The sequence below is a fragment of the Synechococcus sp. PROS-9-1 genome (assembly GCF_014279775.1).
In the GTDB taxonomy this organism is placed as follows: domain Bacteria; phylum Cyanobacteriota; class Cyanobacteriia; order PCC-6307; family Cyanobiaceae; genus Synechococcus_C.
The window spans coordinates 1,738,497-1,755,498 of record NZ_CP047961.1; the positions used below are offsets into that span (position 1 = coordinate 1,738,497).

20 protein-coding genes are annotated in these 17,002 nt (G+C 54.3%); 7 read left to right on the forward strand and 13 right to left on the reverse strand.

Going from position 1 to position 17,002, the window contains the following annotated elements; all coding sequences use genetic code 11:
* Positions 1-2: 2 nt before the first annotated feature.
* The 7 genes from SynPROS91_RS09410 (at position 3) to SynPROS91_RS09440 (ending at position 8,025) form a co-directional block, all read left to right on the forward strand.
* The gene (locus SynPROS91_RS09410; protein WP_186516263.1) at positions 3-1,016 is read left to right on the forward strand and encodes a CNNM domain-containing protein; all 1,014 of its coding nucleotides are present in this window, start codon (positions 3-5) and stop codon (positions 1,014-1,016) included.
* Positions 1,013-2,362 (forward strand): GTP-binding protein, encoded by a 1,350-nt coding sequence (locus SynPROS91_RS09415; RefSeq protein ID WP_186516265.1) that lies wholly within the window; start codon positions 1,013-1,015, stop codon positions 2,360-2,362. Before SynPROS91_RS09410 ends, SynPROS91_RS09415 begins: the two co-directional genes overlap by 4 nt.
* Positions 2,359-2,937: a nicotinate-nucleotide adenylyltransferase gene (locus tag SynPROS91_RS09420; RefSeq protein ID WP_186516267.1), complete on the forward strand. Its 579-nt coding sequence runs from the start codon at positions 2,359-2,361 to the stop codon at positions 2,935-2,937. The genes SynPROS91_RS09415 and SynPROS91_RS09420 overlap by 4 nt, the downstream gene beginning before the upstream one ends.
* Positions 2,938-2,943: 6 nt before the next feature.
* Positions 2,944-4,665: an NAD+ synthase gene (locus tag SynPROS91_RS09425; protein WP_186516269.1), complete on the forward strand. Its 1,722-nt coding sequence runs from the start codon at positions 2,944-2,946 to the stop codon at positions 4,663-4,665.
* Positions 4,666-4,735: 70 nt separating this feature from the next.
* Positions 4,736-5,875 (forward strand): alanine dehydrogenase, encoded by a 1,140-nt coding sequence (ald, locus tag SynPROS91_RS09430; RefSeq protein ID WP_186516271.1) that lies wholly within the window; start codon positions 4,736-4,738, stop codon positions 5,873-5,875.
* A 160-nt stretch (positions 5,876-6,035) separates the two neighbouring features.
* Complete coding sequence (locus SynPROS91_RS09435; protein ID WP_186516281.1) at positions 6,036-7,499, forward strand: SagB family peptide dehydrogenase; 1,464 nt, start codon at positions 6,036-6,038, stop codon at positions 7,497-7,499.
* Between the two features lie 388 nt (positions 7,500-7,887).
* Positions 7,888-8,025 carry a high light inducible protein gene (locus SynPROS91_RS09440; RefSeq protein ID WP_186516284.1) on the forward strand — a complete coding sequence of 46 codons (138 nt, stop codon included), beginning with the start codon at positions 7,888-7,890 and terminating at the stop codon, positions 8,023-8,025.
* 465 nt (positions 8,026-8,490) lie between these two features.
* On the opposite strand, the gene SynPROS91_RS09445 is transcribed toward SynPROS91_RS09440, so the two are convergent.
* The 13 genes from SynPROS91_RS09445 to SynPROS91_RS09505 all read right to left on the reverse strand — a co-directional run bounded on the left by SynPROS91_RS09445 (position 8,491) and on the right by SynPROS91_RS09505 (position 17,000).
* Complete coding sequence (locus SynPROS91_RS09445) at positions 8,491-8,928, reverse strand: YchJ family protein (RefSeq protein WP_186516287.1); 438 nt, start codon at positions 8,926-8,928, stop codon at positions 8,491-8,493.
* On the reverse strand, positions 8,928-9,956 hold the full coding sequence (locus SynPROS91_RS09450) for a DUF3326 domain-containing protein (RefSeq protein WP_186519685.1): 1,029 nt from the start codon (positions 9,954-9,956) through the stop codon (positions 8,928-8,930). The genes SynPROS91_RS09445 and SynPROS91_RS09450 overlap by 1 nt, the downstream gene beginning before the upstream one ends.
* Before the next feature lie 38 nt (positions 9,957-9,994).
* Positions 9,995-10,183, reverse strand: coding sequence for a hypothetical protein (locus tag SynPROS91_RS09455; RefSeq protein ID WP_186516289.1), 189 nt, complete (start codon positions 10,181-10,183; stop codon positions 9,995-9,997).
* Positions 10,180-10,521, reverse strand: coding sequence for a 2Fe-2S iron-sulfur cluster-binding protein (locus SynPROS91_RS09460; protein ID WP_186516292.1), 342 nt, complete (start codon positions 10,519-10,521; stop codon positions 10,180-10,182). Before SynPROS91_RS09460 ends, SynPROS91_RS09455 begins: the two co-directional genes overlap by 4 nt.
* 46 nt (positions 10,522-10,567) lie before the next feature.
* Complete coding sequence (locus tag SynPROS91_RS09465) at positions 10,568-11,275, reverse strand: putative 2OG-Fe(II) oxygenase (protein ID WP_186516294.1); 708 nt, start codon at positions 11,273-11,275, stop codon at positions 10,568-10,570.
* 57 nt (positions 11,276-11,332) lie between these two features.
* Positions 11,333-12,286, reverse strand: coding sequence for a F0F1 ATP synthase subunit gamma (locus SynPROS91_RS09470; RefSeq protein ID WP_186516297.1), 954 nt, complete (start codon positions 12,284-12,286; stop codon positions 11,333-11,335).
* 11 nt (positions 12,287-12,297) lie between these two features.
* Positions 12,298-13,818: a F0F1 ATP synthase subunit alpha gene (atpA, locus tag SynPROS91_RS09475; protein ID WP_186516300.1), complete on the reverse strand. Its 1,521-nt coding sequence runs from the start codon at positions 13,816-13,818 to the stop codon at positions 12,298-12,300.
* A 59-nt stretch (positions 13,819-13,877) separates the two neighbouring features.
* Positions 13,878-14,426, reverse strand: coding sequence for an ATP synthase F1 subunit delta (atpH, locus tag SynPROS91_RS09480; RefSeq protein WP_186516301.1), 549 nt, complete (start codon positions 14,424-14,426; stop codon positions 13,878-13,880).
* Positions 14,426-14,947 carry a F0F1 ATP synthase subunit B gene (locus SynPROS91_RS09485; protein WP_186516304.1) on the reverse strand — a complete coding sequence of 174 codons (522 nt, stop codon included), beginning with the start codon at positions 14,945-14,947 and terminating at the stop codon, positions 14,426-14,428. The genes atpH and SynPROS91_RS09485 overlap by 1 nt, the downstream gene beginning before the upstream one ends.
* The gene (locus SynPROS91_RS09490; protein ID WP_186516307.1) at positions 14,947-15,411 is read right to left on the reverse strand and encodes a F0F1 ATP synthase subunit B'; all 465 of its coding nucleotides are present in this window, start codon (positions 15,409-15,411) and stop codon (positions 14,947-14,949) included. Before SynPROS91_RS09490 ends, SynPROS91_RS09485 begins: the two co-directional genes overlap by 1 nt.
* Positions 15,412-15,500: 89 nt before the next feature.
* Positions 15,501-15,746: an ATP synthase F0 subunit C gene (gene atpE / locus SynPROS91_RS09495; protein WP_006854325.1), complete on the reverse strand. Its 246-nt coding sequence runs from the start codon at positions 15,744-15,746 to the stop codon at positions 15,501-15,503.
* Between the two features lie 167 nt (positions 15,747-15,913).
* Positions 15,914-16,639, reverse strand: a complete 726-nt coding sequence (atpB, locus tag SynPROS91_RS09500) for a F0F1 ATP synthase subunit A (RefSeq protein WP_186516310.1) — start codon at positions 16,637-16,639, stop codon at positions 15,914-15,916.
* Between the two features lie 25 nt (positions 16,640-16,664).
* Entirely contained in the window at positions 16,665-17,000 is a 336-nt protein-coding gene (locus SynPROS91_RS09505; RefSeq protein ID WP_186516313.1) for a hypothetical protein, read from the reverse strand.
* Positions 17,001-17,002: the final 2 nt, after the last annotated feature.

Sequence of the window (17,002 nt, forward strand, 5' to 3'; positions counted from 1 at the left end):
GCATGACTCACGACCTGCTGATTCTGATTCTGCTGGTGGTCGTGGTCCTCACCGGATCCGCCTTGTGTTCTGGCGTTGAGGCGGCTCTGCTCTCCGTCAACCCTGTTCGCGTTCTCGAACTCGCGGGTCAATCCAAACCAGTTGCCGGTGCGCGGAGATTGGCCCAACTCCGTCAGCGACTCGGCCGAACCCTGTCGGTGCTGGTGATTGCGAATAACGGCTTCAATATTTTCGGCAGTTTGATGCTCGGTGGCTACGCCGCTTGGCTGGTCGAAGACATGGGGATCAGCGCTGTGGCTCTCCCCCTCTTCTCCATTGGTCTCACCGTGCTGGTGATTCTTTTGGGGGAGATCCTCCCCAAGGCGATCGGCACCCGACTGGCGCTGCCTGTCTCCCTCGCTAGTGCACCGGTCTTGCACCTGCTTGGCGTTCTGATGCGTCCACTCGTCCTTCTGCTGGAGAGACTGCTGCCTGCCATTACTCAGGAAAGCGAACTCAACACCGACGAAGAGGAGATTCGAATGCTGGCACGGATGGGATCCCAAACCGGCCAAATCGAAGCGGATGAAGCGGCAATGATCGCCAAGGTGTTTCAGCTCAACGACCTCACCGCGAGGGATTTGATGACACCAAGGGTTACTGCTCCGAGCCTGGATGGCGCGAGCACATTGACGCAATTGAGGGCCGCCCTCCTTGAAAACGAGGCCCAATGGTGGGTGGTCCTAGGTGATGCCGTGGACAAGGTTTTGGGTGTCGCAAGTCGGGATCGATTGCTGGCGGCACTCGTCCAAAATCAAGGTCAACTCACCCCAGCAGATCTAAGCGAGCCCGTCGAATTTGTGCCTGAAATGATTCGTGCCGATCGACTGCTAACAGCCTTCCGGCGCGACAACAGCGGGGTCCGGGTTGTGGTGGATGAATTCGGAGGGTTTGTTGGTGTCATTGGCCCTGATGCGGTTCTAGCCGTGCTCGCTGGCTGGTGGCGCAAGTCAGCTGGAGCCAATGGGTCGTCATGACGGCGTCCTCGCCTCCATCCACCACGGAGCGGTGCCTCTCACTGCTGCAAACCTGGCGATCTCAGCTCCAGCTCAATCGCCGAGAACAAACCGTGTTGGCGGGTTCGCTCAGGAGCTTGGACCTGCAATTGGACCGCTTGTCGAATCGCAACCTGCGCGTCGCAGTGTTCGGCCGCGTGGGAGTGGGGAAATCAAGCCTCGTTAATGCCCTGATCGGCCAAGAGCTCCTGGCCACTGATGTAGCTCACGGCTGCACCAGACAGCAAAAGGCGTTGCCTTGGACGATCTCCATTCCCGGTCTGAACACGATCGAACTCGTCGACACGCCAGGAATCGATGAGGTGGCAGCAGCGGCGCGTGCGCGACTGGCAGCGCGGGTGGCCCTGCAGTCCGATCTTGTGCTGCTTGTGTTGGATGCCGACATCAGCAGGGTTGAGCTCGATGCCTTGGAGACGTTGATGAGCAGTGGTAAACCGGTCCTTCCCGTGCTTAACCGCAGTGATTGTTGTCCCCCAGAGCAACTCGACAGCCTCCGGCTAAGCATCAGCCAAAGGATCCAGGAGCGGTGTTATCGCAACCATCGCGCAAAGATTCCTCAACCGATTGCCGTTTCAGCAGCCCCTCGCAAAGCCTGCCAACGATCCGATGGCAAGGTTCGCAGCGAACGCCAACCAGCGGTCGTGAACCCGCTACGCACTGCTGTGACCAATCTGCTGCGAGAGCAAGGCCAAGCCCTCTTGGCCTTAAATGCGCTCCGCCAAGCAGAACGGCTCCAACAACAAATGGAGCAAGGGCGACTGGAGCGCCGACGACAAGATGCGCAAGGCCTCATCGGCCGCTACGCCGCTCTCAAGGCCACAGGGGTTGCGGCCAATCCTCTGGTGTTACTCGATCTGGCCGGGGGCTTGGCCTGCGATACCGCCCTAGTGGTGCAGCTCTGCAAGCTCTATGACCTGCCGATGGGAGGACCAGCAGCACGACGGCTCATGCAACGACTATCGGGGCATAACGCCATGTTGGGAGGCGTCCAACTGGGACTTCAGCTGGCGCTCTCGGGACTTCGACAGCTGTTGCTCATCGCCGCCCCCTTTTCTGGAGGCTTAAGCCTTGGTCCAGCGGCTCCCGTCGCCGTCGCCCAGGCGGCTCTCGCTGTGCACACAACGCGAAGGACTGGCCGGCTCACAGCACGCTGGCTGGTCGATCAACGCGGTCGAGGGCGGCGGAGCAATCCAGCCCCGACGACCCTCATGCGAAGTCTTATCCGCAGCGATACCAACATGCAACGCCTGCTTGCAGAGTGGCCACAGCCGCCAAACCGGCCCCGGCGCGACGGGCTCTTGCCATGACCGCAACCATCGCCCTGCTAGGCACCAGCGCCGATCCACCAACGCTCGGGCATCAGGCTCTCCTCGAGGGCCTTTTGAATCACTTTCAACGTGTCGCGACTTGGGCTAGCGACAACCCAATGAAACGCCACGATGCCTGCCTAGAGCTCCGCAGCGAGCTACTCCAGGCCTTGGTCATGGCCATCGACAACCCTCGGGTGAGCATTGACCAAACGCTCAGCAGCCCGTACACCATCACCACACTTGAACGAGCAGCACGTCTGTGGCCCGATGACGAGCTCTGCTTTGTTGTGGGCAGTGATCTGGCCACTCAGATCCCCCATTGGAAGCAAAGCGAGCTTTGGCTCAAGCGCTGCCGGCTGGGAGTCGTGCCGCGAAAGGGTTGGCCGCTGGAGCCCGAATACCTCGATCGACTCCGCCATCTCGGCGCACAGATCACCATCCTTCCCTTGCAGATTCCGGAAACAGCCAGCTCAAGCATTCGCAAGACGAGTGCCGCGGATCAAATCCCAAAACCGCTCTGGCCCCTCCTCTTGGAGCACAATCTTTACGGACTCCAAGACGCTCCCTTCTGAACTGCCATGCGCATCGCCCTGGCCCAGACCAATCCTCTGGTGGGCGATCTGTCCGGGAACGCCAAACGGCTCCTAGAGGCTTGCCTCAAACTCAGCCATCAGGCGCAGGGCACCCCCCCCGCCTTAGTGGTGAGCCCGGAACTATCCCTTTGGGGCTATCCACCTCGAGACCTGCTGTTAAGTCCTGAGCATCTTCAGCAGCAAAACGAGGCCCTCAATCTGCTGCAACAGGGACTCAGCCATGCCCTGCCGCAAACGGCCCTGCTGGTAGGGGTGGTTGAGCCTGCCCCAGACCAGCAACACCCACGACTCTTCAATGCGGCTGCCCTGGTGGAAGCAAAGGGTTGGCGCGTTGTAGCCCGCAAACAGCTCTTACCTACCTACGACGTCTTTGATGAATCGCGGTATTTCAGACCTGCTAATCAACCGAGTGTTCTGAGCTTTGAAGCCGAAGGACAGGATTGGCGTCTAGGGCTCACCATCTGCGAAGACCTCTGGGTTGAGGACGCACTTCAAGCCCAACGCCTGGTGGGACCGGATCCGATCGCCAACCTCATCCCAGAGAAAGTGGATGTGTTGTTGAACCTCTCCGCGTCCCCCTTCGGCAGAACCAAAGCATCGATCCGCCATCAGCTGGCCGCCCGCGCCGCCAACCGTCTTAATTGCCCCGTGATTTATGTGAACCAAGTCGGCGGCAACGACGAGTTGGTGTTCGATGGCGGCAGTTTCGTGATGGCAGCCACCGGTGAGGTGGAGTTGCAACTTCCTACCTGCCGTGAAGCCATCGCCTGCTGGGACAGTACCGACAGGAGTGCTGCAGCAACAGCAGGCACGATGGACTCCTCGGAAAGCACAGATCTCGAGCGACTGTTCCAAGCCCTTGTGCTCGGCGTGCGTGACTACGCCGATAAATGTGGTTTTCATCGCGCCCTTCTGGGTCTTAGTGGCGGCATCGACTCAGCGCTTGTGGCCGTGATTGCGGCAGCAGCACTCGGAGCAGACCGCGTGCAGGCGTTACTGATGCCCTCTCCCTGGAGCTCCATTGGGTCCATTGATGATGCAGAAGCACTTGCAAAACGCTTAGGAATTTCCACCACAACAGTGCCAATTCAAGACTTGATGCAGGGCTTTGAGGCCACCCTTACCCCAGCACTGGATCAAGCCCCATCGGGCGTTACGGCGGAAAATCTGCAGTCGCGCATTCGCGGCACCTTGCTCATGGCCGTTGCCAATCAGCAAGGGCAGCTCTTGCTCTCGACGGGCAACAAATCAGAACTTGCCGTGGGGTACTGCACCCTTTACGGCGACATGAATGGAGGGCTGGCGGTGATCGGTGATCTTTACAAATCAACGGTGTTTTCCCTCTGCCGCTGGTTAGACAGCCCTGATGCCATGGCCTGTCGCAAAGAGCTTGGACTTCCAGAGCACAACAACTTGATCGGACCGGAGATCCTGAACAAACCGCCTAGCGCGGAGCTACGTCCTGATCAACAGGACAGTGACTCCCTTCCCGACTACGCAACGCTCGACCCACTTCTGAATGACCTGATCGAAAAGCACAGCTCTGGCGCTCAATTGATCGCAGCTGGGCATCACCCGGCTGACGTGAAACGGATTGAGCAACTCTTTCGACGCGCAGAATTCAAACGCCGCCAAGCTCCTCCTGTCTTGAAAGTAAGCCGACAGGCCTTTGGGACCGGTTGGAGACTCCCAATCGCCGCCCGCTGATTTCAAGACGCTTAGACCAGTGGCCAATCCAGCTGACCAGGGTCAGATTGAAGGATCGTCTTCGGCAGCCATGGCCCAATCTGTACTGACGGCTCCAATGGCCACCATCGGAGTCCCCACAGAAATCAAGGTGGATGAGCAACGCGTCGCGCTCACACCAGATGCCGTCAAAGAGCTCGTGACCCATGGACTGGAGGTACGGATCCAGAGCGGTGCCGGTTCCGGCGCAGGAATTGATGACGAGGCCTTCGCCGCTGCAGGCGCTGAGATCGTGGATCAAGAACAAGCTTGGGGCGCTCACTTGGTCGTGAAGGTGAAGGAACCACAGCCTGAAGAGTTCCGCTTTTTGCGTGATGACATGGTGCTGTTCACCTACCTGCACTTAGCGGCTTACCCAGAGGTTGGGGAAGCCCTTCTCGCAGCTGGCACCACGGGCGTTGCCTACGAAACAGTGCAACTGGAAAACGGAACCCTGCCACTGCTGGCGCCAATGAGCGAAATCGCTGGGAGGCTTGCAGCACAAGTCGGGGCACGATTACTCGAGCGCCCGCAAGGAGGCCGAGGGGTACTGATTGGAGGTTGCACTGGTGTGCAGCCAGCCCGCGTTGTGGTTTTGGGTGCAGGCACCGTGGGTTGGAATGCGGCGCGTCTTGTGGCTGCCATGGATGCGGAAGTGATGCTGCTGGATCGCTCTCCCGAACGATTGCGCAGCCTGGAGGCCTATCGGAGCGGACGCCTGATGAGCGTTGTGAGCAGCCGCGGACTCCTCGAGAGACTGATACCCACCGCTGATCTTCTAATTGGAGCCGTTTTAACCCCTGGAGGCAGGGCACCAACCCTCGTGGATGAAGCCATGGTGAAAGGGATGAAGCCAGGTTCAGCGATCGTTGATGTCGCCATCGATCAAGGCGGCTGCATCGCCACCAGCCGCGAGACAACGCATACCAACCCCACCGTGACCATCCACGGTGTTCAGCATTACGCCGTAGGCAACATGCCTGGCGCCGTGCCGTTCACCTCTACCGAAGCCCTCGTCAGTGTGACCTTGCCCTACATCGTTGGCATCGCAGGACGGGGCCTGGAGGAAGCGGTCACAGAACGGCCTGAATTGCTTTCTGGTCTCAATACGGTGCAGGGCTCTGTTTGTCATCCAGGCGTTGCCAAAGCACTGGATGTGCCACCTCGTCATCCCATGGCCTGCTTGCGCTGATCAAGACCTGCTTCTTGCTGAACGAAAACTAGCTTCAGGAATCAATGCAAGGTTCCCATCGAGCAGACAAAGAGATCCGAAACAAATAGCCTCTAACTCATAGCTTCTAAGGTATAGATTCCAGCAGAAGGCTTCAAATCAAGGTCAAAAGGTCACAGACATGCCTAGATACTTATTTCGAGAAGGAGTAGACATCAGCGCAGATGGCAACGACATTATTATCACAACCCCTTATGCCACACGATCAGATCCCAGTCGGCAGACATTGCGCCTCAAAGAAGTAAAGGTGCCCATAAAAAAACTTCTCAAAGAGCTTTCTCAAGCAGGAGTAGAAAGCCATCAATATTTAGCAGTGCCAGAAGGAACAGAACGCAAAACTACGGATTCAGAACCAGAGATCCAACTCAAGACGCTCTACAAGAACGGATTACTGATTCACGAAATCGATGGATGCAATGGCATTGCCATGCGCCTCCTACCGATCAATCCCGGACTCAAACAACAAGCCTATCCAGAAGCTCAAAAAGAATTCAAACTCTCAATATTTGCAAGCATTGAGCCCTGCCTAGACGGACTTGATATCACAACACCGTTGTCACCTACAACATTACGCCTGCAAGATCATCGGCTTTACCCACTGATCCAGAAGCTCGTATCGCCTTGCACAACAGAAAGCATAAGGGCCTTCCTACCTGAAGATCTATGCATTCAATATCGAAACATCATTTCACTCTTACTATCATCTGGCGCGGTCGGAATCTGCAACGCCAATAACAACGCAGAGATCGATCAAGACGCCATCAATGCTGGCTGGAATAGGCAAGACCTGAGCTTCCATGAGCGTACGCGCGGCCATTTTGTTGATCGACATAAAGAAGAGTTGTTGCCAAGAGCAATCGACAGAAAGTCTGCACCAGCTAAGCATCAAAGAATCATTCTCAGCACAGTGTCACTACCCAAACCATCGATCAACAATCAAAACTCAAATTTCTACCAGATCATTCAAACACGGCAAACCATACGCGCCTACAACTCCGAACCTGTGACGGCTAAAGGATTAGGAAGTCTGCTCTGGTATTCAATGCATACCCGAGAAGAGATCACTTGCGATCCAACCTTACCGCGATCCTACGAAGGCCTACTGAGACCTGTCGCAAGTGCTGGAGGCCTCCATTCCATTGAGCTTTATCTATGCATTAAACAGTGCATCGGCATTAGCCCTGGCTTTTATCATTACGACTCTTTTGATCACACGCTCGGGAAGATGAGCGATCTCAACAAACCATGCCAAAGCATGCTGGAGATGGCAGTGAATACAACATGCCGAGCACCTCAAGCGGCTTCAGTATCACCTAGTCAAGGTCAGCAGCCTGATGTCTTGATCGTAATGGCCACGCGCTACGAAAGGAATGCAAACCTTCATTCTGAAACCGGTCTTGCCTATGCACTGATCCTAAAAGATGCAGGATCGATTTATCAGCAACTTTATCTTGTTGCTACAGCTCTCGGGCTCGCACCATGCGGGTTGAGTTTTGGGAGCAGTGAATTATTTGAACAGGTTTCCGGCATATCCGGCAAGGTCGAATGTTCTGTAGGCGAATTCATGATTGGCAATCCCAAGTAAATATCCATCGTTTTCAAACCAAAATCGATTAGGCAAAGACCTACCCCTTGTATTTAAGAGAACATCGACATACATCACAAAAAATACTCAGGAAAGCGAATGAAAGGGCATGGAACAAGAACCCTGATGAAGCTTTAGGCCAAGAGTGTTGTCAGCCAAAAGGACTCAATCCGAGCATGTCTATTAAGCTCCTCTTCACTGTGTACCGCTTGTCAGCGGATGGGGAAAGCACTACTTGATTGGCGATTGCTTGGCGCTGGCCTGTTGCGAGAAGCGCCGCGACAGGCCCGGCTTTGCCTTTAATCAGCCGCAAACCAGAAGCCATCGCGCCAACCCCGCCAGGTCGCGCAACAGTCTGTTACAGTGTGTTTAACTTTCTTAACAACAGATGAACGACACCAAATTTGGCTTTTCATCCTTCGCCGAGCAGTGGAACGGCCGACTTGCAATGATGGGCTTCGTGATCGGCCTCGGCACAGAACTTCTAACTGGTCAAGGAATTCTTTCCCAAATTGGTCTTGGCTGAAGCCGACTAATTCATCCCAGAACTTTGGGATAAAAAGAGCTGGCCATCGCCGGCTCTTTTTTTATGTATACCGCTGAAATTGGCTTGAGAGTACAGACTTTTACTTGGTCATTTTTTCTGCAAAGCCACTTCTTGCATTCATTGAGGAGTATTGGCTTTGATTTCAAGAGCGTCTCAAAAGATTAGGACCCAATGGATATAATAAAGGTAAATAATTGAGCGATGACTCATTATTTAGAATGATCTCTTTGGCTTTATAAAAGCGTCGTTTTTATGAATTCAAGCTGAAGAAAGGTCTAATAATCCTCTCGAGGGAATGGGATTTCCTTTTCACGTCAACAACCTCTTCAAGAGTTCAAAATCACTTCTAGCCAACGCCTTTCTGTTGAGAAAACCGGATGGAAGCAATCCACGGAGTGCACGCAGAAAGTTGAAAATACAGAGCTCGCCCTAAGCAATCATGAATTACAGAGGCTTGATATACAACCAGTGCCCCTTCAGATCCCCATCCCTCCGTTGGAAGAGCGACGTTTCGGTCATCACATTGCGTTGACCACCTGCCCCAAATGTTGCTTCAAATGTCACTGTGCCTTCAAGATCATCTACTCCCCCAGCCTCCACGGCCTTGATCTTCAGTCCCAACCAACGCACCTCACGACAATTCTTACGTAGCTCTTTGCGGCGTTGCAGCAAAGGTGTCAATGAATCCGGATGAGTTGCAATTAAGTAATCAACTTCTGCAAGCGCAAAAGCCGAATAACGCGATCGCATCAACTGCTCAGCAGTAGCCGCCCTTTGCTTCTCACGATGCAGAGGTTCGCAACAGCTTTCGTAGCTCATTCCGCTCAAACAAGGGCATGGTTCACTGCTTTTTGATGATCCAAAACCAGCAGCGCTTGCCATTACTCCAGCTCCTTCAAAGCAGATATGGGTCGCATCAATGCAGATAAAGCAACACCTTCTCGTAAGGCCAGCACCAATCCAGCCGCCTCGGCATAAGAGCCTGCTTGCAACACCTCCGAGCCCACACCAAGAGCTATTGATGTGACCTCCAGCACGGAAGGATTGGCCACACTGATCACAGGCACCCTGCGCTCCAGGCAAGCCAACGCGGCTTCTCCCCCCAAAGAGCCCTCTGGAACAACCAACACTCCCAAATCAGCGGCCACAAGATCACCAGAGTTGGCCGCTGAGCGCTGAACCAACGTTGGAGCCTGGCTTAAACCCACCAACACGCAAGCCAAAAAGGTGTAACCCAACTCTTCCCCTGCAGCACGAGGATCCAACTGCGGATCCAGCGGCAACGCCGACAAGGCCGGTGCATGGGCGCAGGGAATCTGCAAGTGGCGCACCAGTAGATGGCTGATCACTGCTTCGGCTCCCGCCATGGCATCCACACCGCTGCCGTGGCGGTAGGCCTCCAAAGCCTCACTTCCCTGATCGTCGGGGAAGCGGCCAACCACCGCAATCGCCGTTGCACCGTTGGCTTTTAAGCGTTCACCCGCCCGCAATAAGGCATCGGGGCGCTCAAGAGTGCCCCAACTCGCACCACTCTGGCCCAGGCCCAAATGAACTCCTAAGGGCACATCACTAGTCACCACAGGGCCGATTTCAATGCCCAGCGTTGCCCTGCAACCATCGGCCACCTGCAGGTGGCGCTGACGCAGCTCCGGTTCGAGATCAGCATCCAAAAGCAAACCAATCCGCTGCTGACGTACACATCGCAGAGCCCAGTCGCCGGCGGCAAAACGGTCAAGACCGTAGCCCTCCACGTAGTGAATGCGAGGGTCTTTCCAATACAAGGAAGCCCCATTCATCACGTTGGGATGGGTGATCAAACACCCGGAGGCCGCCGCCAGCAGCCTTGCACTCGGAAGCGCATCGCCTGCATACCCGCCGATCGCACAACCAATCCCCGTTGGGACCACCATCAACGTGGGCAGGGGAGATCCCAAAGCCAGCCCCTCCCTCACTCGATCAACACCGCTTCAACCTGCAAGACAGCACCATGATCTTGCGCTGAATGATGGACAGCGGTGATGGCCCAACGCAGGGGGTCACCATGAATGCACAATTGATCTTTCAGCCAACCACGCAAATCAGACGCCCTTAGATCTTTCGGCCAAGGCAACGTCAACGTTTTCGAGGTCAACCTCATTTCTGGTACTGACCAAACTGAGCCTCATAGAGCGCATCCTCTTGACCGGCTAGAAGCTGTAGATCGGAACAAGGAAGCGCAACGCAGAGCAAAGTAAAACCATCAGCGCGTAGGTCTTCTCTTACCCCCATCGCATCAGATTGCTCCACCGATCCACTTTTGAGACGGGCTGCACAGGTGGTGCAAACCCCAGAACAGCAAGAGCTGGGAAGCATCACCCCTGCGGCTTCCGCAGCCTCCAAAACGGTTTGATCTGAACGACAGGGAAAGCTGTGTTCAACAGAATCCACTTCGATGCTGACGTTGAAAGTAGCGGCAGCAATGGCGTTATCGCTCATCCTTAAAGAGAAGCCTTGGTCAATCATCTTCTCAGGGCAACAGGCCTTATGACGACAGATCTGAGCAGGGACTCCATTGCGAGGGATGGGGCGCTAGGTATTCCGGTGGATTGCCCTGCTCAGGAGCCGTGATCACAAAATCGAAACTGATCGAGCAGCGCAGCGATTCAGGATCGCCATTCGCCAACACGCTGTGATCAAGCCTGGAAGGAAACAGCACGAGTAAGCCAACCTCAGGAGCTAAATCCCAACGTTCAGAATTCAAAGGGTGATCAGAAGCAATTGGCCCGCCATGACCAGTAACGAGTCCTGGCACGAGCTCATTGCTTTGCTGAGGGGAATGCACGCGAAGCACACCCTCCTCCCCTGAACCATCTCCGGTGAGATAAAGCACGGCACTTAGATGGGCATTGGGATGGTGATGGCGGCCAACGAGCTGATCCCACTCGCTCAGCACAGGCCAGCAGCGCTGAAGATGCAAAGCCACTTGGCTGCGATCAAAGCCAACGGCCTCCAGATACCCCATGGCCTGCTCTGTCACCCTGCGCACCAAGGGAGCAAATTCGGCCAGGTGATGCAACTGCCAAACTCCGTTGATATCCCCCGTCCAAGCGCATCCCGCGCTGGGGTTGCCAACATCCCCACCCCTAAGAGCCAGCAGCGTCTGCAAATGTCCAGCAAGATCCAGCGGATCGATAACCAGCTTGGTTGTGGCCACAACCGTTGGGAACAGCTGGTGAAGAGTGAAAGTCATCACTCCATTAAAAAAGCCGGCCCCCAGGGCCGGCCACAATTGATGAGCAAAGGAGAGCTAGCCCCCTGCAGCCGCCGAACCACCAACAACTTCCAGGATTTCCTGGGTAATCGCTGCTTGACGAGCCTTGTTGTAATCAAGAGTGAGAGTTTTTGCTAACTCCTTGGCGTTGTCACTGGCATTGTTCATCGCAGTCATGCGACTTGCCAACTCAGATGCCGCCGACTCTTGCAATGAACGCAAAAGTTGATTCTGCAAATACAAAGGCAACAAAGCATTCAAAAGTTGATCAGGACTTTGATCGAAAACGATATCCGAAGGCAACTTTGGCTGTGAATTAGCCGGAGCATTACCTGATTCAACAGTGAGACGACCTTCCTTAGTTGTGAGACGGAAGATTTCATCTTCTGCCTCTGCAATCCCTTGGGGATCAAGGGGCAAAAGTGTCTGAACCACAGGCTTGCAGCTCACCAAATTAATGAATTTGGTATAGATGATCTCGACACGATCTGATGCGCCCGAAAGAAACTCAGCAAAAATTTCGCTGGCGATCGAACCGGCTTCATCAGCCGTAGGGACTTGCTCCAAACCAGTAAAGGTGGCTTGAATCGGATAATTCCGATTGGTGAAATAACCAATCGCTTTTCGTCCAATCAGAACGAGCATCACCTTGTAACCCTGGCCTTGAAGCTCAGCGAAACGCTTCTCAGTGCGCCTAATGATGTTGGAGTTGTAACCACCGCAAAGACCGCGATCGCCCGTGACGGCCATCAATGTGATCGTTTCAACGGGACGTTGCTCTAGCAAAGGAGCTTGTGCATCTTCAAAACGCATGCGTGATTGAAGATTTTCTAGAAGTCGCGCTAGTCGGTCCGCAAACGGCCGACTTCGCAGAACTTGTTCTTGGGCTCGACGGACTTTGGCCGCAGCCACGAGGCGCATGGCCTCTGTGATCTTGCGGGTGTTCTTGACCGATTTAATTCGGTCACGGATCGCTTTGAGATTTGCCATGGCTTAAGCCCTCAGTTGGCGGAGGCCGTCATGGTGGACACAACTTCAGCAATCGCCTCTTTCAAAGTGGTCTCGGCTTCAGGGCTCAAGACCTTCTCTGTTTGGATTTTGCTGATGAACTCAGGCTTATTGCTCTTGAGATACTCTCGCAATTCGCGAGAGAACTGAACAACCTGTTCAACAGGCACATCGTCGATCAGACCTTTCACGCCTGCATAAACGATCGCCACCTGCTCAGCCAAAATCAGAGGGCTGAACTGAGACTGCTTAAGAAGCTCACGAAGACGCTTGCCCCGGCTCAGCTGCTGCTGAGTAGCGGCATCAAGATCAGAAGCAAACTGCGAGAAAGCAGCCAGTTCGTCAAACTGCGCCAATTCAAGCTTCAGAGTTCCAGCAATCTTCTTAATCGCCTTGGTCTGGGCTGCACCACCAACACGACTCACAGAGATACCCACGTTGATCGCAGGACGTAGGCCGGAATTGAACAGGTCAGAGCTGAGGAAGACCTGACCGTCTGTGATCGAAATCACGTTTGTTGGGATATAGGCAGAAACGTCACCTGCTTGGGTCTCAATGATCGGCAGGGCGGTCATTGAACCCTTGCCCATGGCATCAGAAAGTTTTGCGGCGCGCTCAAGCAAGCGGCTGTGGCAATAGAACACGTCACCGGGATAAGCCTCACGACCGGGAGGGCGGCGGAGAAGCAGAGACATTTGGCGATAAGCCTGAGCCTGCTTGGTCAGATCGTCGTAAATCACCAAAGTGGCCTTGCCTTTGTACATGAAGTACTCAGCAATCGACGCTCCGGTGTAGGGAGCCAAATACTGAAGCGCAGCTGGATCAGATGCGTTTGCAGCCACCACCACGGTGTAATCAAGAGCTCCACGCTCGCGCAAGACTTCCGTGACTTGAGCGACAGAGGCCGCTTTCTGTCCGATTGCCACGTAAACACAGACGACGTCCTGATCCGCCTGGTTCAGGATCGTGTCGATGCAGATAGCTGTTTTGCCAGTCTGACGGTCACCAATGATCAGCTCGCGCTGGCCACGGCCGATTGGGATCATCGCGTCGATAGCGGTAATTCCCGTCTGCATGGGTTCATGCACAGACTTTCGCTGAATAATTCCTGGAGCTGGTGACTCAATCAGACGTGTTTCATTGGAAGGGAGCTCACCCTTGCCATCAATGGCTTCACCAAGAGGGTTCACCACCCGTCCAAGCAGTGCATCACCAACAGGGACTGAGGCAATCTTGCCGGTCGCACGCACAGTGCTCCCTTCCTGAATACCAAGGCCCTGACCCATCAGCACAATGCCAACGTTGTCGTCTTCGAGGTTGAGAGCAATGCCTTCGGTACCGTCTTCGAACTCAACCAGCTCTCCAGCCATCACCTGCTGTAGGCCATAAACGCGGGCGATTCCATCGCCTACTTGCAGGACGGAGCCGACGTTGCTGACCGATACGGACTTGTCATAGTCCTCGATCTGCTGCTTAAGGATGGCGCTGATCTCGTCGGGTCTGATGGAAACCATGGCGGGAAAACCCAGGGGCGGGTGGTGAGTGGAGGGGCGAGATAAAGGTGGGGCTTAGCTCAGCTCGACTTAGCGAGCGCAAGACCTAGGCGTCGAACCTGACCAGAGAGGCTGGCATCGATCACCTGTGAACCGAGATTGATGACGAAACCACCAATCAACGAAGGATCGACCTCTAGATCGATTTCGACGTCATTGGTTCCAGCCATTGACTGGACTTTGGTAGTCAATGCAGCCTGCTGCTCGTCTGAGAGAGGTTGCGCAGAGCGAACATGGGCCAAAGCAATATTTCGTGACTCTCTATAGAGTTCGAGATAGCGCAAAAGAACGGCTTCAAGCGCAGGAAGGCGCTGGCGGTCAGCCAAAACCTTGAGCAAATTCAATAACGAAGGAGTGATTTGCTCAGCAAGGAGGCTTGTCAAAGCTTTCTTCTTTGCTTCAGGCTCCAGAACAGGAGAGGTCATCGAGTTCCGAAGCGGCTCCGAACTCTCCCAAGCAGTAAGAAGAGTTTTGCATTGAGCTGCGACTTCTTCCGACTCTTTGCGACTATCGGTGACCTGAAGCAGGGCATCGGCGTAAGGAGTGGCCAGAGAATTGAGGAGAGGCATCAGGAATCCCCCAGATTTTTAATAGAGGAATTAATAAGCCTTTCTTGCGCCTTGCTATCGAGTCGTTTCGGCAGTTCAGTCATCGCCTGGTCAATAGCAGCTAAAGCTGCTTGACGACGAAGCTGTTCTGTCAAACGCGCACCTTCAGCATTGAGGTCGGCCAGAGCGTCTTGTTTGAGAGCAGCCATAGCAGAAATCGTGCGCTTCTCACCATCCAATCGAATGGCTTGAGCACGAGCAGTGCCGTCAACGCGAATCTTGTCCGCTTTTTGCTGAGCCACGGAAAGCTCTTGTTGTGCTTTAGCTAGCTCAGCAGTAGCAGTCTTAAGACGACTCTCGGCATCGTTGAGATCACGAAGAATGGTCTCGCGTCGGCTCTGAAGCATGCCGCCAAGAAATCCTTTTAGGAACCAATAGAGAACTCCGATCACAATGACCAGATTGATCAGATTGGTTTCAAAAAGATTGAGGTTGATTCCAAAACCACCCTCAGAAGCAATTAAAGGAAAGAAAACAGTCATCAGGCAGCCGTCAGTCGTTTGATGATCTGGGAGCTGAGCTGATCGACCTTACTCATCAAGCTGGATTGAGCAGCATCTCGCTGAGATTCGATCTCTCTGCGGGCTGTCTCGCGAGTGCGATTAGCCTCAGCTTCCGCTTCAGCCAATGCTTCTCGGTAAAGAGCATCAACTTCCGATTCAGCTTCGACAATCGCTGACTGGGCAGCTTGTCGGGCTCCGCGGAGTTGATCTTGAAGATCAGCCTCGAGCCGCTTGATTTGCTCAAGCTTCTGCTTGGCATCAGCACGACTCGTATTGATATATCCCTCACGATCTTCCACGACCTTGCCAACTGGCCGGAAGAACAGAGAATTAAGCAGAAAGGTTAGGAGAACCACCTGAAGCGCCATTAAAGGCAACGTGGCATCGAGGTCAAAGAGACCTCCCTCCGGAACCGCCGCTTCAGCGAACAGAAGCCAGGTCATGGAAGAGTTGAGCTGGAGAGGAGCGAGAAATTGCGTGGAGAGTTAAAGAGAGAGAGACCCTACAAAAAGGGACACTCCCCAACTCTGCATCATGCGAATGGGTTGGCGAACAGAAGCACCAGTGCCACCACAAGGCCATAAATCGTCAGAGACTCCATGAATGCAAGTGAAAGCAGCAGGGTGCCGCGGATCTTGCCCTCAGCTTCAGGCTGACGAGCAATGCCTTCAACAGCACCTTGGGAAGCGCTGCCCTGACCGATACCAGGACCGATGGCAGCCAGACCTACGGCCAGACCAGCAGCAACGACGGAGGCTGCAGAAGTGATGGAATCCATGTTGAGTGCGTTTGGGGGCGCGCCGGGAGGCGCTGAGAGTATGAAGTGGGAGTTAGATCACCCTGCGCAGGGACACCGTCTTAAAAGAAAGTGGGCCCGAAAACTAATGGTCGGACCTGCGCGCAGAAGTTTCTAGCAGACGAGCCTTCGAAAAGGCCGTGAATCAACTAGTGCGCTTCGTGGAGACCTTCGCCAATGTAGAAGGCCGCAAGAGTCGCAAAAATAAGAGCCTGAATAGCACTGGTGAAGAGGCCAAGCAACATCACCGGAAGAGGAACAATCAGGGGCACCAGATAAACCAGCACACCTACCGCCAATTCATCCGCAAGGATGTTTCCGAAAAGTCGGAAAGAAAGAGACAGCGGCTTAGTAAATTCCTCGATGATCTTGAACGGGAGCATGATCGGGGTCGGCTCCACGTAAAGCTCGAAGAATCTCCAACCCTTCTTGCTTAAACCGGCGTAGAAATAGGCCAGTGTCACAAGCAGAGCCATCGCCACCGTGGTGTTGATGTCTGCAGTTGGAGCACCGAGTTCTCCTTCGGGGAGTTCGATCACCTTCCAAGGGATCAGTGCGCCACCCCAGTTACTGACAAAGATGAACAGAAAGAGGGTGCCAATGAAGGGAAGCCATTCGCGGTAATACTTCTCTCCAATCTGATCACGGGATAGATCACGAATGTAATCCCACAGGAACTCAAGAAGATTCTGCGTACCTTTTGGATCGCGACTAAGATTTTTAGTACCTACAAGCACAAAGGCAAGCAGGACACCGATCAAAATCCAGGAGCTGAGGAAAACCTGGCCGTGAAGATTGAGGTTACCGATCTGCCAATACAGATGGTGGCCAACCTCCAGTTCGGCGAACGGCAGTGTGAAAGGCAGCAAAGCCATGAATGCAGAAGAGGGATGCGCGAGATCAGCCGTCGAGAACGGTCTGAAGAATCAAGGCGGGCTTGTACAGAAGAAAACCTACGAATGCAGGTAAGAGGTCGAGTTGGGGGAATCGAGCTGCCGAAACGATGAGAAGGATCGGAACAACGAGCTGAAAACGACCAACTTGACGGGAAGTTCCACCGAGCCGGGCCACGCTGCGGGCGAGTAGACGCAGGTAAAAAAGACCAGCGACAGCTCCAACAAGCAGGCTTCTGGCCACAAAAAGATCGAAGTAAAACGATGCGAATAAAACCGCAACGACAGACACGATCACTGTGGCCAGCATCAGGCGAACTTGAAGCCGAGCGAAAGACTCCATTC

Bases quoted from the DNA above. Each gene is read 5' to 3' on its own strand.
- SynPROS91_RS09410 (WP_186516263.1), top strand. From the start codon at position 3: ATGACTCACGACCTGCTGATTCTGATTCTGCTGGTGGTCGTGGTCCTC.
- SynPROS91_RS09415 (WP_186516265.1), top strand. From the start codon at position 1,013: ATGACGGCGTCCTCGCCTCCATCCACCACGGAGCGGTGCCTCTCACTG.
- SynPROS91_RS09420 (WP_186516267.1), top strand. From the start codon at position 2,359: ATGACCGCAACCATCGCCCTGCTAGGCACCAGCGCCGATCCACCAACG.
- SynPROS91_RS09425 (WP_186516269.1), top strand. From the start codon at position 2,944: ATGCGCATCGCCCTGGCCCAGACCAATCCTCTGGTGGGCGATCTGTCC.
- ald (WP_186516271.1), top strand. From the start codon at position 4,736: ATGGCCCAATCTGTACTGACGGCTCCAATGGCCACCATCGGAGTCCCC.
- SynPROS91_RS09435 (WP_186516281.1), top strand. From the start codon at position 6,036: ATGCCTAGATACTTATTTCGAGAAGGAGTAGACATCAGCGCAGATGGC.
- SynPROS91_RS09440 (WP_186516284.1), top strand. From the start codon at position 7,888: ATGAACGACACCAAATTTGGCTTTTCATCCTTCGCCGAGCAGTGGAAC.
- SynPROS91_RS09445 (WP_186516287.1), bottom strand. From the start codon at position 8,928: ATGGCAAGCGCTGCTGGTTTTGGATCATCAAAAAGCAGTGAACCATGC.
- SynPROS91_RS09450 (WP_186519685.1), bottom strand. From the start codon at position 9,956: ATGGTGGTCCCAACGGGGATTGGTTGTGCGATCGGCGGGTATGCAGGC.
- SynPROS91_RS09455 (WP_186516289.1), bottom strand. From the start codon at position 10,183: ATGAGGTTGACCTCGAAAACGTTGACGTTGCCTTGGCCGAAAGATCTA.
- SynPROS91_RS09460 (WP_186516292.1), bottom strand. From the start codon at position 10,521: ATGAGCGATAACGCCATTGCTGCCGCTACTTTCAACGTCAGCATCGAA.
- SynPROS91_RS09465 (WP_186516294.1), bottom strand. From the start codon at position 11,275: ATGACTTTCACTCTTCACCAGCTGTTCCCAACGGTTGTGGCCACAACC.
- SynPROS91_RS09470 (WP_186516297.1), bottom strand. From the start codon at position 12,286: ATGGCAAATCTCAAAGCGATCCGTGACCGAATTAAATCGGTCAAGAAC.
- atpA (WP_186516300.1), bottom strand. From the start codon at position 13,818: ATGGTTTCCATCAGACCCGACGAGATCAGCGCCATCCTTAAGCAGCAG.
- atpH (WP_186516301.1), bottom strand. From the start codon at position 14,426: ATGCCTCTCCTCAATTCTCTGGCCACTCCTTACGCCGATGCCCTGCTT.
- SynPROS91_RS09485 (WP_186516304.1), bottom strand. From the start codon at position 14,947: ATGACTGTTTTCTTTCCTTTAATTGCTTCTGAGGGTGGTTTTGGAATC.
- SynPROS91_RS09490 (WP_186516307.1), bottom strand. From the start codon at position 15,411: ATGACCTGGCTTCTGTTCGCTGAAGCGGCGGTTCCGGAGGGAGGTCTC.
- atpE (WP_006854325.1), bottom strand. From the start codon at position 15,746: ATGGATTCCATCACTTCTGCAGCCTCCGTCGTTGCTGCTGGTCTGGCC.
- atpB (WP_186516310.1), bottom strand. From the start codon at position 16,639: ATGGCTTTGCTGCCTTTCACACTGCCGTTCGCCGAACTGGAGGTTGGC.
- SynPROS91_RS09505 (WP_186516313.1), bottom strand. From the start codon at position 17,000: ATGGAGTCTTTCGCTCGGCTTCAAGTTCGCCTGATGCTGGCCACAGTG.